14 protein-coding genes and 1 pseudogene are annotated in these 15,971 nt (G+C 45.9%); 9 read left to right on the top strand and 6 right to left on the bottom strand.

Going from position 1 to position 15,971, the window contains the following annotated elements; translation table 11 throughout:
* The first annotated feature begins 58 nt into the window (after nucleotides 1–58).
* Complete coding sequence (locus BLR15_RS01580; RefSeq protein ID WP_092984006.1) at nucleotides 59–1,903, top strand: ATP-binding domain-containing protein; 1,845 nt, start codon at nucleotides 59–61, stop codon at nucleotides 1,901–1,903.
* Between the two features lie 51 nt (nucleotides 1,904–1,954).
* Here BLR15_RS01580 and BLR15_RS01575 read toward each other — a convergent pair whose 3' ends face one another.
* The 3 genes from BLR15_RS01575 to BLR15_RS01565 are packed head-to-tail and all read right to left on the bottom strand — an operon-like array spanning nucleotide 1,955 to nucleotide 4,928.
* Nucleotides 1,955–2,884 (bottom strand): ArsA family ATPase, encoded by a 930-nt coding sequence (locus tag BLR15_RS01575; protein WP_092984004.1) that lies wholly within the window; start codon nucleotides 2,882–2,884, stop codon nucleotides 1,955–1,957.
* 23 nt (nucleotides 2,885–2,907) lie between these two features.
* Nucleotides 2,908–3,165 (bottom strand): cory-CC-star protein, encoded by a 258-nt coding sequence (locus tag BLR15_RS01570; RefSeq protein WP_092984002.1) that lies wholly within the window; start codon nucleotides 3,163–3,165, stop codon nucleotides 2,908–2,910.
* 20 nt (nucleotides 3,166–3,185) lie between these two features.
* A complete protein-coding gene (locus BLR15_RS01565; RefSeq protein WP_092984000.1) occupies nucleotides 3,186–4,928 on the bottom strand; it encodes a carbon starvation CstA family protein in 1,743 nt (580 codons plus the stop codon).
* A 191-nt stretch (nucleotides 4,929–5,119) separates the two neighbouring features.
* On the opposite strand from BLR15_RS01565, the gene BLR15_RS01560 reads away from it, so the two are divergent.
* Nucleotides 5,120–5,764, top strand: a complete 645-nt coding sequence (locus BLR15_RS01560; RefSeq protein WP_092983998.1) for an NAD(P)H-binding protein — start codon at nucleotides 5,120–5,122, stop codon at nucleotides 5,762–5,764.
* Between the two features lie 50 nt (nucleotides 5,765–5,814).
* Here BLR15_RS01560 and BLR15_RS01555 read toward each other — a convergent pair whose 3' ends face one another.
* A complete protein-coding gene (locus tag BLR15_RS01555) occupies nucleotides 5,815–6,324 on the bottom strand; it encodes a cupin domain-containing protein (protein ID WP_092983996.1) in 510 nt (169 codons plus the stop codon).
* 141 nt (nucleotides 6,325–6,465) lie between these two features.
* Between BLR15_RS01555 and BLR15_RS01550 the strand changes: the two genes are divergently transcribed.
* The 5 genes and pseudogenes from BLR15_RS01550 (at nucleotide 6,466) to BLR15_RS01530 (ending at nucleotide 10,445) form a co-directional block, all read left to right on the top strand.
* Entirely contained in the window at nucleotides 6,466–7,677 is a 1,212-nt protein-coding gene (locus BLR15_RS01550; RefSeq protein WP_092983994.1) for a multidrug effflux MFS transporter, read from the top strand.
* A 229-nt stretch (nucleotides 7,678–7,906) separates the two neighbouring features.
* Complete coding sequence (locus tag BLR15_RS01545) at nucleotides 7,907–8,389, top strand: RrF2 family transcriptional regulator (RefSeq protein ID WP_092983992.1); 483 nt, start codon at nucleotides 7,907–7,909, stop codon at nucleotides 8,387–8,389.
* A 24-nt stretch (nucleotides 8,390–8,413) separates the two neighbouring features.
* Nucleotides 8,414–9,387 (top strand): annotated as a pseudogene (locus BLR15_RS01540) (LLM class oxidoreductase).
* 14 nt (nucleotides 9,388–9,401) lie between these two features.
* Nucleotides 9,402–9,626, top strand: a complete 225-nt coding sequence (locus tag BLR15_RS01535; protein WP_092983990.1) for a DUF896 domain-containing protein — start codon at nucleotides 9,402–9,404, stop codon at nucleotides 9,624–9,626.
* 96 nt (nucleotides 9,627–9,722) lie between these two features.
* Nucleotides 9,723–10,445 (top strand): sulfite exporter TauE/SafE family protein, encoded by a 723-nt coding sequence (locus BLR15_RS01530; RefSeq protein WP_092983988.1) that lies wholly within the window; start codon nucleotides 9,723–9,725, stop codon nucleotides 10,443–10,445.
* 58 nt (nucleotides 10,446–10,503) lie between these two features.
* Here BLR15_RS01530 and BLR15_RS01525 read toward each other — a convergent pair whose 3' ends face one another.
* Both BLR15_RS01525 and BLR15_RS01520 read right to left on the bottom strand, forming a co-directional pair.
* On the bottom strand, nucleotides 10,504–12,291 hold the full coding sequence (locus BLR15_RS01525; protein WP_092983986.1) for a cation:proton antiporter: 1,788 nt from the start codon (nucleotides 12,289–12,291) through the stop codon (nucleotides 10,504–10,506).
* Between the two features lie 185 nt (nucleotides 12,292–12,476).
* Nucleotides 12,477–15,020: a CBS domain-containing protein gene (locus BLR15_RS01520; protein ID WP_176754015.1), complete on the bottom strand. Its 2,544-nt coding sequence runs from the start codon at nucleotides 15,018–15,020 to the stop codon at nucleotides 12,477–12,479.
* A gap of 174 nt (nucleotides 15,021–15,194) precedes the next feature.
* Here BLR15_RS01520 and BLR15_RS01515 point away from each other — a divergent pair, with 174 nt between their 5' ends.
* A complete protein-coding gene (locus tag BLR15_RS01515; RefSeq protein WP_092983982.1) occupies nucleotides 15,195–15,425 on the top strand; it encodes a type II toxin-antitoxin system HicA family toxin in 231 nt (76 codons plus the stop codon).
* A 24-nt stretch (nucleotides 15,426–15,449) separates the two neighbouring features.
* A complete protein-coding gene (locus BLR15_RS01510; protein WP_092984312.1) occupies nucleotides 15,450–15,812 on the top strand; it encodes a toxin-antitoxin system HicB family antitoxin in 363 nt (120 codons plus the stop codon).
* The last annotated feature ends 159 nt before the right edge of the window (nucleotides 15,813–15,971 follow it).

Here is a 15,971-nt window from a genome sequence, read left to right as displayed (position 1 = left end):
ATCTATATTTAAAGATCAAAATTTTCAATAATCTTAAAACTTAATGGAGTGAAACAACATGACGATAAAAATTATACCTTCATTCGAAGAAATCGAAAATTTCCGCGTGCCTCTGACCGCGGGTGAGAAGGAATGTCTGAAGCATCTTGAAGTTTATTTGAAAGAGAGTCATCCTGAACGTGATTTTGAAATTTATACCCAGCCCAACTTGTTTTTCAGTAAACCGGACATCATGGTGCTCGAACCGAACAGGAGCGTATGGATCATAGAAGTGAAGGATTATAGTTTTGAAGCGTATTATATCAGTTTCAATGACAAAAAAGATTATTGGAAAGTAAAAAATCGTGGGAATGCAAATATTACTTCGCCATTTAAAATTCTGGAAGATTATAAATTTAATCTGATGGATTACGCAAACAGTAATCTCAGTGAAGCTGCGGAGGACAACAATAAAATCAAATTAAACAGAATTGTAAAAACTGCCGCTTATTTCAAGAACTTCAAAGAAAATCATTTAAGAGAATTTGAAGCACATACGAATGAATATCATCAATTCAGGTATTCGACAATTTTACTGTCTTCCGACTTCAAGGCGAAGTCGGAAAAATTGGACATGCTGTTTGAAGAGACCAGGTATAAAAGTTACCAGTTAGACGAGTGTGATACAGCCGACTTAAGAGCACTGATTAATCCGGGTGAGAATGGCAGGAATCTTGCACAGCCTGATTTTCAAACTACTAAATATGCGTCCCTCGCAAAAAGCCGCCAGCAGCAGCAAAAAATCAGAGGAAAGGCGGGTTCCGCGAAAACGACGCTGCTTGCCAAAAGGGTTGCTGATGCGGTCATCCGTTTGGAAGAACCGGTGCTGGTCGCCTGTTATAATATCACGATGACGAATTATCTGCATGATAAGGTCAGGTCCGAACTGGCAGTCCGGGGAAGGGGCAATCTGACTGCAGAAGGCGTGGATATTTTCAATTATCATTCGTTATATCATTGGAGTGGAAATTCAGAGGGTACATACAATCAGGGCAATCCGAAGGAAGACCGAAGATATGGCGCTATTTTCATCGATGAAGGACAGGATTTTGAAAAAGAGTGGTTCAACAGTCTGAAGAAAGATTATTTGAAATATGATAACAGTGAATTCGTTATTTTTGCGGATGAGAACCAAAATATTTACGATCGTGAAACCGGGATGGAAGAAGATGACACCAATCACTCAAAAAATCTGCCGATTACACCGGTCAGGGGCAGATGGAACGTACTGAACAAGGATTTCAGAAATAAAAACCAGGGCATCAATAAACTTCTCAACAGATTTTCAAAACATTTCTTCGATGAAGATTACATAGAGCAGCCGGAACTTGAGTTATCCGAACCCGGCCGCATGAAATATACGGCGATTGATGACTTTTCTTTGGATAACGTTTGTGAGAAAGTGGCTTCATACGTAAAGTTTTTAACTGAGCAGGGGGAGTCCGTCAATGATATATGTGTACTGTCAAACAGCGAATCACTCATTTCAGATGTGGAAGTGCAGCTAAGGCTGAACAGTTCCAAGCATAAAGCGTTCAGAGAAAATGCGACGACTTTCAGACCGAAGGCCGATGTCGGTGTGGAAAGCAGTACAGGTGAGGTAGGCAAACGTGCAGCAAAAATGCGGTTTTACAGAAACAGTGGACCTGTCAAATTCTCTACGATACACAGTTTTAAAGGCTGGGAGACTAGAAATGTCATTCTGGTATTGACTGATAAGTGGGCAGAAGGTGTCACTGACACAGTCAGACACCGCCTCGTCTACACCGGCCTGTCAAGAGCAAACAACAACATGATTATCATAAACGATGCGGGTAACAGTGATTATGATGAATTTTTTGAAGGGTTGAAGCATAAGAAATAAAAAACAGCGGATCCCTCTTATTATGAAGGAATCCGCTGTTTTAATATGTCTTTACAACTGATAGTGCCCGCTGAACGCATCCAGTTCTTCCAAAGTCGTAATGTCGTGCGGCAGAAGCGGGATATGGATTTTCCGCTGATTCGGAAATGTCTCTTCTATATCTTGCAAATACTGTTTCTCATGCCGGCGCCGTTGTGCGAGGAAAGAACCGTCCACTTCAGCCGGCAGGACTTTATTGACAAAGACGGTGTTTACATGAAGATGGTACTGGTCGAGCAGGTCGATGGCTTTCTTAGTTTCAAGAATCGGCAGCCGTTCCGGGTTGAGTACAAAGATGAATCCTGTCTTATCCGACTCAAGCAGTATTTCACGTGCTTGTTTAAATCGGTTCTGACGCTCAAGCAATACTTCATAAATCGGGTCTTCAACCGGTTCACCGTCATTCAGCAGTTGTGTGTAGTTCTCGTTGGTCTTCCTGCGCTTTTTCAGGAGACCCTCTATCCATACACCCATCAGTTCAGGCAGTGTCAGGAGCCGGATGGTGTGGCCGGTCGGTGCCGTGTCGAAAACGAGGTGGTCGTATGCCGGCTCTTCTTCGATAATGATGGAAATCAGCTTATCGAACAGTGCCGATTCATCAGCGCCGGGTGAAGCTTTCGCGGTATCCAGCTGACGGTTCACTTCATCGATCATACTGGACTGGACCGTGCCTTTGACGTTTTCTTTTACAGAATTGATATACTTCGTCGTTTCAGTTTCAGGATCGATCTCCAAAGCATACAGATTATCTGTTATTTTCTGTGTTTCCCCGCCGATCTTCTGAGAGAAAATGTCCCCCAGATTATGCGCAGGGTCCGTTGAGATGAGAAGCGTCTTTTTGTTCTCTTTGGCAAGCTTCCATGCGACGGCAGCCGCGGAAGTCGATTTGCCGACACCGCCTTTACCGCCGATGAACAGTATTTTATTTAAGTGTTCTGCCATGTGAATATGCTCCTTTTATTATGTTAACAGCAGCGTATGCCTGTCAGTGGTGATTTTTCCATGCCCATCCGGAGATGCCAGTCATGGAAATCTTCGATGATATGCGGATATAGTTCAAGCGTATAATAGTAGACCGGATTCGGTATGCCGATCATTTCGGAGTAGAGGAGCAGCAGGAAGAGGTCATCCTCATCCCGAAGCTCCCTCGCCACCTCCGTCCTGTGCGGCATTTCCAGCACTTCTTCATAATAGCGGATCAGCTTTTTTACACTTTCCAACATTCATATCACCATCCTGTATATTACTGTTCATCATGCTTTTTAAGTTCATCATCAAACTTGCCGCTGAGTGCCTGAATGGCGGTGACAATAATCCACACCGCAAAGACGAAGATGATCGATCCGAGTACGAACAGCAGAGTGTTCGAGTCATTGCCGAACCATGACCACTCCAGGAAAACCTGTGTGAACATGGCATACAATGTCATGAACATCAGGAAAATCATCGGTATCAGGGTCACAGCGTAATTGATGCCTCGCTTTTTCAGCCATATGGAAATCAGAAGCAGACTGATGCCGGCAAGCAGCTGGTTGGATGTACCGAACAGCGGCCAGATCAGATATCCTCCGGAACCGAAGCCCTGCGGCCCTTCAGGCAGCAGTACGAGTGCTGCGGACGCACCGACTGTGATTGTTGTTGCAACATGTTTGTTCGTCAGGGCGTTGATGTTATATTCCACACCGATTTCTGAAACGATGTAGCGCATCAGACGCACTGATGTATCGAGTGAAGTTGCTGCGAAACTGACCACGATGATTGCGACGATCGTCGTTGCGATATGCGGTGCAATGCCGAGACCGCCCGCAAGGAGTGCCGCACCTTCGACGAAGTTGTTCAATCCGCCGGCACTGGCATCGGCAAAGCTGCCGTAGGCGGCATTGAAATCTGCCGTGCTGTTGAACAGTGTCACCACCGCAATTATGGAGATCAGGGCAAGAATACCTTCCCCGACGGCACCGAAGTAACCGACGAAGCGTGCATCCGTTTCCTTATCCAGCTGTTTTGATGATGTTCCTGACGATACTAGACCGTGGAATCCTGAAATTGCACCACATGCGATGGTGATGAATAACAGCGGCAGCCAGGAGACGTCGGCATCAGGATTCGTAATCGGTGCCGTAATCTCAGGATTCGTGAATAACAGACCGGCATACAGTATGAGCAGTCCGACCGACAGCTGGTGGGAGTTGATGAAGTCCCTCGGCTGAAGCAGTTTCCAGACCGGCAGCGTCGATGCGAAATACACATAGATCAGAAGTATCATGATCCAGATGAAGAAAGCACTGGATACGGCACCGAGACCAAATATTCCGGCACCGTCTTCACCGCCCATGTACTGAACGAGGTCGATCTGGAGCACCGGCACTTCTGCTGCCAGAATCGCAGCACCGTACATGATCGCGAGTGCAATCAATGAAGGGATCAGCATTTTCATGTTACGTTTGTATGCTGAATACCCGATCAATATCGCAAGCGGAATCTGGATGAATACCGGAATGACACTTGCAGGGTAGGAAATGAACAAGTTGGCGATCACCCATGCAAATACTGCGTTCACCATTAAAAGTAATGTAAGTATGATAAATAAGAATAGAATCTTTCCGCGTTTACCGATAAATTTCTCCGCGATGGTACCGATGGACTGTCCTTTGTTACGGACGGACAACGCCAGTGTACCGAAGTCATGCACCCCCGCAGCAAGCACCGTTCCAAGGATGACCCATAAAAATGCAGGACCCCAGCCCCAGTAGACTGCGATGGCAGGACCCAAAATAGGTGCTGCACCGGCGACTGAAGAAAAGTGGTGGCCCCAGAGTACAAACTTATTCGTCGGGACGAAATCGACACCGTCATTATACTTGTGTGCCGGTGTGACATAATTCGGATCCAGCCTGAATATCCGCTCGGCTACAAATTTTGAATAATAACGGTAGCCGAGCGCAAAAACTGCGATACCGGCAATCGCTACTAATATTGCGTTCATAAAATTCCCCCTCTAAGATGATATGGGGATAATCATAACGAATATTCTAATAATTGTAAATACTTTTTAAACAGTATTGATAAAAGTAGTTTTAAAAATAAAACCAGTACGCTTATAGCGAACAAATGACTTTTGAATATGCGTTCTGACTAGTAACATATAATGTAGAAACTATATTCGGAGGTTGTATTATGAAAGTGGCAATTTTAGGCGCAGCCGGACGGATCAGCAGAATGCTGACCGATAATCTGAGAAATGAAACAGATCATGACATTGTACTGTTTGCCAGAAATGCGAGCGGACGGCTGGAAGCTGCCGATGCTGACAAGGAAACGGTGATTGATGGTGATTTTAAAGACCGTGATGTCCTGAAGCGGGCCATTTCCGGGGCGGACGTCGTTTATTTGAATGAGATGGCAGACACAAACGGAATCGAAAATATTATTGAAGTGATGGAAGAGACAGAAGTGAGTCGGCTGGTGGCGGCCTCGGTACTCGATATTTACGATGATGTTGCCGGGGAATTCGGGCGCTGGAATGACAACATCATCGGGAATCTGCCCGTCATGCAGGTGCATAAGGAAAATGCACAGTCAGTAGAGGATTCCGGTCTGGACTACACTTTGCTCAGGCTGACATGGCTGTATGATGACGCTGAAAAAGAGTCGTACAGCACGACGGACAAAGGCGAGCCGTTCGTCGGCGCTCAAGTGACACGGAACGCGGTGGCAAGAATGGTCATGGATATCATCCAGGACCCTTCGAAGTTCAGCCGGGAAAGCCCGGGTGTCTTTGAACCGGGGTCCGAAGAGATGGTCAAACCGGATTTTTATTAGAGATAAGAAGAGCCTGTACTTTTGAGTGAAGTACAGGCTTTTTCTGTGAATTAATCTTCCCAGTAATTGAAGAGCGGGCCGGATGTGCCGAAAATGGGGTCGGCCTCAGGCATGGGAACATGTTTGATATTTTCAAGTTTTTCAGGTCTTTCATCTTCTTTTCCGTAACACATGTCAAAGCTCCTGCCGTTCGGGTAGGCGCCGTAGTTCTGGTAGTCATCGCTCGATTCAATCATCTTATGGCCGTAGCCGGCAGGAAGAATGATGACATCTCCTTTTTCCACGTTGACGGTTTCTCCAAGTTCACCGCCGAGCTGGATTGTGGCTGTGCCGCTGTCTGCTGCGAGCACTTCGTGGGTGTTGCTGTGGTAGTGATGGTACGGATGGACTGAGCCGAGCCATTCACCGGACCAGTTGTTAGAGTTCAGTATCGCTACCGCATCATCATCTTCGTCCAATACGTTTTTATAGATCAGAAGCGGCAGCTTCCAGTGGTTCGGTATTCTGCCGTCGTCTTCGATGTTCAGCTGTATGATTTCTGTAGCTTTGGCATCTTTCATAATTTATCATCCCTTTATTCATATTGCTTATCAATTACCTTTTATCGGTGGTTCTAATCATTGTCGGGTAGGAAGTATAGTAAGTCTTACAGGTGCGTGATATACTTTTATTTATAAAATTTTTAAGAAAAGGCTGCTGTCATGAATACATATATTAATAATAAAAGTGTTGATAAATATTGGATAGTCATTCTTCTCGGGGCACTGACCGCAATCGGTCCGATTTCGATGGATATGTATCTGCCGGCACTCCCGGTTGTGGCTGATGACTTAAGTACAACCGCATCACTTGTACAGATGAGTTTGACGACATGTCTGATCGGGCTCGCGACGGGTCAGCTGATGTTCGGGCCATTGAGTGATATCAGGGGCAGGAAGAAACCGTTAATGTTCAGCCTGGCCATCTATGCAGTGGCGTCACTGTCATTGGCGTTCACAACGAGCATCGGAATCTTTATTTTACTCCGTTTCATCCAAGGGTTCACTGGTGCAGCGGGCATTGTCATCGCACGCGCGGCGGCACGTGATATTTATTCCGGCAATGAACTGACGAAAGCATTTGCGCTGCTCGCTCTGGTGAGCGGGGCGGCACCGATACTGGCACCGATTTCCGGCGGCTTTGTACTCAATTTTGGTTCATGGCCGATTGTGTTTTATATTATCGCAGTGATCGGCATTCTGCTGCTGTTATCGGTGACATTCTTCTACAATGAGACACACCCGCCTCTGGCCAGGTCGGAGGGTTCGATTTTTGCGGTTGTGAAAACATTCGGGGAGCTTCTGAAAGATAAAGTATTCCTCGGCATTTCATTTACTCAGAGTCTGATCATGTCGAGCATGTTTGCCTACATCGCGGGCTCTCCATTCATTCTTCAAAACATTTATGAAGTGACCCCTCAGCAGTTTTCACTGATATTCGCACTGAATGGTCTTGGAATCATCATCGCTGCGCAGATTTCGGGGAGAATTGCGGCTAAAGTGGATGAAGTGAAAATTATGATGTTCGGTGTCATGCAGTCACTGACAGGCAGTCTGCTGCTGATTGTTGTGGTGATGGCGGACTTACCACTGCCGGTAATCATCATCGCGCTGTTCCTGGTCGTTTCAAGCGTTGGATTCGTCTCGCCGACCGCATTTTCACTGGGACTTAAAAATCAGAAGAAGTCGGCAGGAAGTGCTTCGGCATTTTTAGGACTGCTGCCATTTATCGGCGGGGCGATCGTGTCACCGCTTGTCGGACTCGGCGGCGAGCAAATCGCATGGCCGCTCGCTCTCGTTACGATTATATGCAGTGTCTCCGCACTCACTATATTTATGACATTTGTCTGGAGAAAAGAAGTTCAGAGCAATTAAATATATGATTTGCCACTGGAAATATATTATTTTCAGTGGTTTTTTTGTGACGAATACCTGTTAAATGTTCTGCAGGCACTCGTGAATTTTACGACGGCATGTTAAACATTGTGACCTTGTTTTAAGCACGGGTATTGACGGGGAAACGATCACCTGTTATTATAATTAAAGCTAATGCGGACAATGATTGTCCTGTTTATAACAAATACAATGAAAAGCGGTGTGAATGATGCAGATGAAAACAGGTGTGGAACAGTCGGTATATGCGGTGATGCTGCTCAATATGCTGCCGGAGCGTGCGGTGCTGCACAGTGAAGTGATCAGTGAACAGCTGAGGGCGTCGCCGACGTATTTTCAAAAGCTGCTCAGAAAGCTGGTTGCTGCAGATATCATCAAATCTGTGCCCGGTGTCAAAGGCGGCTTCAAGCTGAATAAAGACCCCGAAGATATTCGGGTATACGATATTTATGTTGCGATTGAAGGTCAGCAGTCATTGTACAGTCCAAGCGGGATACTGGATGACATGCTGGAACTTGAGAAAGACGACAGATGCTGCGTTCTGGAAGAATTGATGGATGAAGCGGAAGCGGCCTGGAAGAAAGTATTGAAGCGGGAAACAATCGCTTCTTTATCTGAAGATATCAACTCGAGACGTTTTACAGATAATATTACCGACCTTAAAAAATGGGTGGAAGAGAAGATGGTTGTGTAATTTACATAGAAAGAAGGTGAAGATATGAATCAGTTTAAAAATCATAAGGGTTTCAAAAGAACATTCAAAGAAAATAAAATGACGCTCGGGCTGATGTTTCCGCTGGAATCCTATACAGGCAGTTTTCCGGAAATGAATCTCGAGGAACAGATCAGACTGGCAAAAATGGCTGAGGATTATGGCTTCGCCTCATTGTTTGTCAGGGATGCGCCGATCTATGATCCGAACTTCGGAGATGTCGGCGGCCTGTATGACCCGTTCATGTTTTTAAGTTACGTTGCGGCGCATACGAAAGATATCGCACTCGGCACCGGCAGCATCGTGACGACTTTGCGCCACCCGATTCATACTGCGAAATCGGCGGCCACACTAGAGCACCTTTCCGGCGGGCGGTTTTTATTCGGCGCAGCGAGCGGAGACCGGCCGATTGAATTCCGGCCTTTAAGACAGATATAGAAAATAAGGGTGAACTGTTCAGGGAATCGATCGAAGTGATGAAACAGATGTGGAGTGAAGCGTTCCCTGAAATCCAGTCGGAGCGGGTGAACTTGACGGAAGGCGATGTTGTGCCGAAACCGGCAATGTCCGGGGTCCCTGTTTTCGGCACGGGCTACAGCGGCCAGACGATGGAGTGGCTGGCAGAACACACGGACGGCTGGTTATTCTACCCGCAGGACCTGCAGGGACAGAAGAAACTGGTCAATCAGTGGCGCGGGGCAACAGAAACGTTCAAACCGTTTGCGCAGCCGCTCGCAATCGACTTGTCCGAACGGCCGGGCGAGGTTGCAAAGCCACTGCCAATCGGATTCAGGTCAGGACACAATTTCCTGATTGATTATTTGAATGCCTACCAGGAGGCGGGTGTGAATCATGTGATGATTGCACTCAAGCAGAATAAACGCCCGGCTGAAGAAGTCATTCAGGAGCTCGGAGAATATGTCGTACCGAAGTTTCCGGCAATTATCGAATCGAAATACAGCTTTTTAAATTTTAAATGAAATGAGGAAATATAATGATAGTAGGATTGGATAGAATTAACAAACTTGCGAAAATACAGAAAACCGTCGGATTGACAGATGCAGAAAGAGAAGAACAAAAAGAGTTGAGAGAGAATTATTTGAAACAGATCAGAGGCCAGGTGCTTGATTCCTTCTCAGGAATGACTGTCGTTGACCCGTTGGGTAATGATGTCACGCCGGAAAAGCTGAAAAGGGAACAGGAACTGGGTAATATATAATTTTTTTCAGAACAGCCATCTTTGACGGATGGCTGTTTTTACTATGGTAAAGTTTAATGTGCAGACGTAGAATATGAAGAGAGGGGAGTATTTGTCATGGAGATGGTTTTATTTCTTATCATTATATTATTTGCGACTGTACTCCAGACCAGTACAGGCTTCGGTTTTTCTACGCTGGCGACACCTCTGCTGCTGTTTTTATTCGGACCGGCCGAAGCGATCCAGATCAATTTGATTTTATCGCTTGTGCTCTCGCTGTCTCTTATAAAATCAATCAGGGAGTCCATTGATTTTGGTATGTTGAAGCGGTACATACTCGGGAGCAGCGCAGGTGTCTTTATCGGAATCATCTTTTTCATATGGATTGATATCAACAGCTTGAAGATGTTTGTCGGACTCGTTGTTTTAATGCTTTCAGTATTGCTGATTTTTAAATTCACCATTACAAAAAGCACAAGAAAAGAAGGGATTGTCGGGGTGATTTCAGGGGCGCTCACCACCAGCATCGGCATGCCGGGTCCGCCGCTTCTGTTATATTTTTCAGGCACCGACCATAAAAAGGAAGTCGTCAGAAGTACCACACTCGCTTACTATCTGTTCATATATTTAATCAGTCTGAATGTTCAGGTCGCCTTCGCCGGGACGAGTGAAACGACTTGGATATCGAGCCTGTGGGCATTGCCCGTCGTATTTATCGGGTTGTATCTTGGCCAGATGCTGTTTAAATGGATCAGTCAAAAGGTCTTCCAGATCATCATTTATATTATTTTATTTGCGACCGGCATCTCACTGTTGATGAACAGCTTAGGCTGGCTGTAGAAAATAAACCCCTCCTGACACTGGAAAAAGTTGTGTCAGGAGGGGTTTTAAATGTATTCTATTTTTTCATATACTGGCGGGCACCCTTTAAAACACCGAGTACACTGCCGCTTGAATTTTTCACTTTAGAAGTCAGCACGTTAAACGTGATCTTCTTATCTCTGCTGATATGGTAGAGGATGAAATCATCTTCTGCCAGCTGATCACGTTCAGAGGAAGGGATTTCGACAATTTCATTTTCTCTGATATATTTATTCAGCACTCTGTAGTTCAAATCATCGTCGAATAATATATGGTTCCGTTCCCAGTCCTCGATGGTCGTGTGCGCAGTTTTCGGCGGGGCGACGACGTTGACATTTTTAACACCGAATTCTTCGCTGAGCACATTGAAGGCCAGGTTGTTGAACGTGAATGAACGTGTCAGAAGCAGACACTTGTCAAAGCGGGTCATATCCTGGAACATGCGCTCGGATTCCGCCAGCAGACTGCCGGAAATCTTTTCAATGCCGTAATCTTCAATATTGTACCTCTGGTTTGCGAGGACGTCTGAAATGGCGACAGGAATGTTATGTTCCTGTAGACGGATGGCGAGCTGAATCGCAAAATAACTTTCTCCAACTATGATGACACCCGGCGGCTTTCTGCTTGAAAGGTCGAGCGCCTTACTGAGCGGCTTGAATCCGAAACCGTAAACAACGACGGTGATGAACACGAGTGCGAACGTCACAGGGACGATCATTTCGGCCATATCGGTGTTCATTTCATTGAACAGACCGCCGAAAAAACCGGCAACGGTCAGTGCAACGATACCGCGCGGGGCGACACCGCTGACGAACAGTTTTTCACGGAATGTGAGCTCCGTATTGATCGTTGACAATAATACTGAAGCCGGACGGACGATAAGAATCATGACCAGGCAGAATAAAAGCACTTCCCAGGCGATAACGACACTGAGCATTTCCATCGTCAGTGACGAGGTGATCAGTATGAATACGGTGGATACACTGATCATCGACAGATCGTCGATGAAATGATCCGATTCCTGGAAGATCAGATGCTGGTTTTTCAGCTGGGCCATGACGAAACCGAATATTGTAATGGCAAGAAGTCCCGATTCATGCAGTATCGTATCACTGATGCTGAATATTAAAATGATGAACACAAACTGGATCGGCGTCATCAAGTGCTGCGGCAGAATATCCGACGTCAGCATCAGTCTGAACAACAGCGCACCGCCATAGCCGAGAGCGGCTGCAGCGGAAAATCCGATGATGTAGTCCATTACGAGTCCCATCTGGAATCCATCAGCGACAAATTGGAACATATAAAATGCCAGCAGAGCGATCATCGGACCGACAGGGTCCAGGATGATACTTTCCCAGCGCAGTATCGAATCGACGGAACGTTTCACTTTAGCCTGTTTCAGCAAAGGCTGTATGACCGTCGGTCCCGTTACGATGAAGAGACCGGATAGGACGAGGGAAATGGACAGCGGGAAACCGATGATGAAATACATCGCCAGTGTACCGAGCGTCCATCCGATCAGTGCATTCAATGTGAGGATTCTGCGCATTGCGATCGATATCCCTTTAATTTCACGGGCATTGAGATTACTGCTGCCCTCAAACAAAATGATTGCGACTGCGAGGGAGATGACGGTGCTGAACAGTTCACTGCCGAGCATTTCCTCGGGATTCGTCAGGCCGAATACCGGGCCGATCAACAGACCGACGATTGACATGATGACGATCGGAGGAAATTTGAGCAGTCCTGCCACCCATTGGCTGAGAATGCCGAGGCTGATGAAAATCGCAACGACAAGGAGAGTCGGTAAAGTAAAATCCATTGCGCATACCTCATTTTCATCTATTCGTTTATTATAGAGATTTTTTATTTATATAAGCTAAATCCGTATATTAAAGTCTTCTCACGTAAAAAGCAAGGGGAGAATTAAAATCATCCAACAGTTTTTTCTAAAAAATGAAATGAAAAATGAAGACCAGTCAAAGACGTTGGTCTTCATCAATATTGTCACCTGTATTTATCCAGCCACTCGAGTGCGGCTTCTTTTGTTTTTATTTCCCCGTTCAACACGGCCACATCAAGCTCCATTAAAATTTCCCTGAATTGTCTGCCCGGTTTCAACCCCTGCTGGATAAGGTCCTCGCCGGTCAAAATAGGCGGGATGTCATGGCGTTTTTCCACGTAGCTCACGATGATGTCTTCATTTTCAAAGTGCTCTTTTGATATGAAAAATAAAATCGCATCATCCGTAAAATCTTTCAGGAAGCGGTGGAAATCACCGACACCTTCTGTCTTCTCCCAGCCGTCAATTTCTGTGAGGTCTCTGATGTCCTGGAGAAATTTATTATTTTGTCTGGTCAGTGCGAAAGTCTTCGCCAGATGCGACTTTCCGCTGTGATAGAAGGGGATGACGAAATAGTCGAACCAGCTGATTTTATTACTCTGGAAATGTGGGTGTCTGTCATACACCATATCCATGCGGCTCGCGTGGACGAAACTTTCTTCACGGATATCATCATCGGCACCGAACTGCTGCCAGAACTGCAGTTCGAACAATCTTCTGATCGTCTCCGGCGGTTTTTCATCTTTGAACATCCGCTTCATCTCTTCGACGATGCGGTGGGCCGACAGGTCTTTCATCCTGGCCATCGAATTCAGGGCGAGGCTTTCGGTCTGCTTATCCATCAGGAAATTGAAACGTGTTTCAAAGCGGACCGCACGGAGGATTCTTGTCGGGTCTTCGATGAAACTCAAGTTGTGCAGCACTTTGATCGTTTTGCTCCGAAGGTCGGACTGGCCTTTGAAAGGATCAACCAGGTCGCCGAAAATATCAGGGTTCAGACAGAGTGCCATCGAATTGATGGTGAAATCCCTGCGGTATAGATCTTCATTGAGTGTCGACAGTTCGACATCCGGCAGTGAAGCGGGGCGGTCGTAATACTCGACCCTCGCTGAAGTGACATCGATGGACAGTTTTGATGGGTGATGCCATGTTGCGGTACCGAAATTTTCATGGATTTTAACGCTGCCGCCGTAATCCGCCTGCAGGTGATTGGCAAAATCGATGCCGCTGCCCTCAACGACGATGTCGATATCTTCATTCGGACGCTCCAAAAAGAGATCCCTGACGATGCCGCCGATCAGATAGACGGGGACGCCGGCATGTTCGGCCGTCCTGCTGATATCATCCAGCATGGAATATGTGCGTGCGGGCAATTGTCTTTTCATCTCGTTCTTCAAATTTCTCACCTCAGGCTGCCGAAGTCGATCACTCAATTTCTGACTGTGCAAAACTTCGATGATATTCGTCCTTGTGACGATACCGACAGGCTCACCGTCTTCCATGACAGGCAACCGGCCGATATTGTTGTCTATAATCAGTTTCTGCATCTCTTCAATCGTCGTTTCAGGTCTGATCGTGACAGGATTGCGGCTCATATATGCCTTGATCGGCGCATGACCGAGACCGTGATGGTTGGCCTTGTCGAGGTCACGTCTTGTTATGATGCCGATCAATTTGCCGTCTTCGACGACAGGGTATCCCGAATGGCCGTAACGGTACATCATCCGGCCGGCTTCTTCGATTTTCGTATCAGGCGGAATCATCTTTACCGGACTGGTCATGATATCTTCAGCGGTAATCGCCGGTTTCAGGATCAAATCGAGATGACGATTCACCTGTTCGACAACATCATCCAGCCCGCTTCGTTTAACCGTCGCTGATCCTGCCTGCGGGTGACCGCCGCCGTCAAACTTTTTCAAAAGGGGGGTGAGGTCGATCCTTTCTGAATTGCCCCGTCCGACGATGTGCACATTCTTTTCCATCTTGACGACTGTCACGACAGTATCGGCGCCGCTGATATCCAGCAGTTTATCCGTAATGGTCGCGAGTTCCCTCAAATAAACGTCAATCTGACAGGCACTGACAATGAACTTCAAACCGTCCTTATGGAAAGTCTTTGCCCTGCGGAACAGCTGGTTCAATAAGTTCTGCTGGTCGGGCGTCAGTTTGTAGTCGGCAAAGCGCTGGATTATTTCCAGGTTCATGTTGTTTTTCATCAGGAAACTCGCCGCCTGAAAATCCCTGTCGGTCGTATTCGGAAATGTGAAGGAACCGGTATCCGTGTATATGCCGAGACCGAAGAGCGTTGCCTCGAAAGAAGAGACCGGAATCTTCTGCTCAATCATTTTCTCGATCAATAAAGTCACCGTCGCCCCGACGGGTTCAACAACTCGTTTATCCGCGTCGGCATCATTGCTGCCCGGCGGGTGATGATCGTACACCGTGATATTCAGCTTATCCTGGTTCAGCTTCTTCGTATAGTTGCCGAGCCTTGAAAGAGAGGCGGTATCCACAAGAATCAGATCCGTCACTTCCTCCCATTCAATCTGATGGTCTTCGGTGAGGTCGAAAGTATCTCTGTATATCGTTAAAAACTGCCTGACAGGTGCAGTCTGTTCATTCGGAATGACAACCCTTGCATCAGGGTAGAGCTTTTTCGCCGCTATCAAAGAAGACAGCGCATCAAAATCAGTATTCACATGCGACATAATGATCTGCAAAGTAATCATCCTCGTTTAAATTATTTATGAATTTTAATGATGAAGTATTCACTCTAATCATACAACAAAATCGGGTGGAATTAATGTTGAAATCATCATGATTTGTTAATAGTAAAATGGTCCCCTGTGTGGTACCATTTATAAGTGATAGGGAGGTGAATTATGGCAGGAGTGGATAAATTGGTTGAGAAGATGAAACGTCAGCCAAATAATATAAAATTCTCTGAAGCTGAAAAAGTATTGAGAGCATATGGTTATGAGTTGACCAGAATAAAAGGCAGTCATCATATATTTAAAAATAAAATTTCGGGTGACCGATGGCCGCTTCCGTTCCAAAAGCCATTAAAGCCGTATCTCATTAAACAGCTTTTAAAAAGAATTGAAGAAGAATGATTCCACTGTTTTGCCATGAATATTATGAATACAGCTGAAAAAAGTATGTTGGAAAAGTATCTTATGAAGCCTTATAATATTATCATTAAGCCTGTAACAGACGAGGCTGGTAATTATTTTTCAGCAAGAGTATTAGAATTCGATGGTTGTATTGCAGCCGGCGAGACCAAGGAAGAAGCACATGATAATATCTATGAAGTCTTGGAAGGTTTTATAGAAGATATGATAGAAAAAGGGGAAGAGATACCTGAGCCGATAGGTGACGAACATTTCAGCGGCAACCTCCGTGTGCGCTTGCCAAAAAGTCTCCATAAAAGTTTGAGTCGGGCAGCAAAGCTTGAAGAAGTATCCCTGAATCAATATATTGTTCATAAATTGAGCAAATAATATTAAGGTTTATATGATTGAAGAAGATGACAAGATTATATGAAAATAGCCATCCCTGCAGAAGTGAACCGCCACCCGTCAAGTAGACACTAAAATAATAAAACAGTTATGCAGCAGCCTGTGCCCGAAATTCTACCGGTGCCAGGCTGTTTAATTGTG

This window comes from Lacicoccus qingdaonensis, assembly GCF_900101075.1.
GTDB lineage: Bacteria > Bacillota > Bacilli > Staphylococcales > Salinicoccaceae > Lacicoccus > Lacicoccus qingdaonensis.
This window is presented reverse-complemented; position numbering and strand designations above follow the sequence as displayed.

Coding starts and splice junctions, on each gene's coding strand:
- BLR15_RS01570 (WP_092984002.1), bottom strand. CDS start 3,165: ATGTTGGAAAGTGTAAAAAAGCTGATCCGCTATTATGAAGAAGTGCTG.
- BLR15_RS01510 (WP_092984312.1), top strand. CDS start 15,450: ATGAATACAGCTGAAAAAAGTATGTTGGAAAAGTATCTTATGAAGCCT.
- BLR15_RS01555 (WP_092983996.1), bottom strand. CDS start 6,324: ATGAAAGATGCCAAAGCTACAGAAATCATACAGCTGAACATCGAAGAC.
- BLR15_RS01545 (WP_092983992.1), top strand. CDS start 7,907: ATGCAGATGAAAACAGGTGTGGAACAGTCGGTATATGCGGTGATGCTG.
- BLR15_RS01530 (WP_092983988.1), top strand. CDS start 9,723: ATGGAGATGGTTTTATTTCTTATCATTATATTATTTGCGACTGTACTC.
- BLR15_RS01550 (WP_092983994.1), top strand. CDS start 6,466: ATGAATACATATATTAATAATAAAAGTGTTGATAAATATTGGATAGTC.
- BLR15_RS01565 (WP_092984000.1), bottom strand. CDS start 4,928: ATGAACGCAATATTAGTAGCGATTGCCGGTATCGCAGTTTTTGCGCTC.
- BLR15_RS01525 (WP_092983986.1), bottom strand. CDS start 12,291: ATGGATTTTACTTTACCGACTCTCCTTGTCGTTGCGATTTTCATCAGC.
- BLR15_RS01520 (WP_176754015.1), bottom strand. CDS start 15,020: ATGTCGCATGTGAATACTGATTTTGATGCGCTGTCTTCTTTGATAGCG.
- BLR15_RS01535 (WP_092983990.1), top strand. CDS start 9,402: ATGATAGTAGGATTGGATAGAATTAACAAACTTGCGAAAATACAGAAA.
- BLR15_RS01580 (WP_092984006.1), top strand. CDS start 59: ATGACGATAAAAATTATACCTTCATTCGAAGAAATCGAAAATTTCCGC.
- BLR15_RS01515 (WP_092983982.1), top strand. CDS start 15,195: ATGGCAGGAGTGGATAAATTGGTTGAGAAGATGAAACGTCAGCCAAAT.
- BLR15_RS01575 (WP_092984004.1), bottom strand. CDS start 2,884: ATGGCAGAACACTTAAATAAAATACTGTTCATCGGCGGTAAAGGCGGT.
- BLR15_RS01560 (WP_092983998.1), top strand. CDS start 5,120: ATGAAAGTGGCAATTTTAGGCGCAGCCGGACGGATCAGCAGAATGCTG.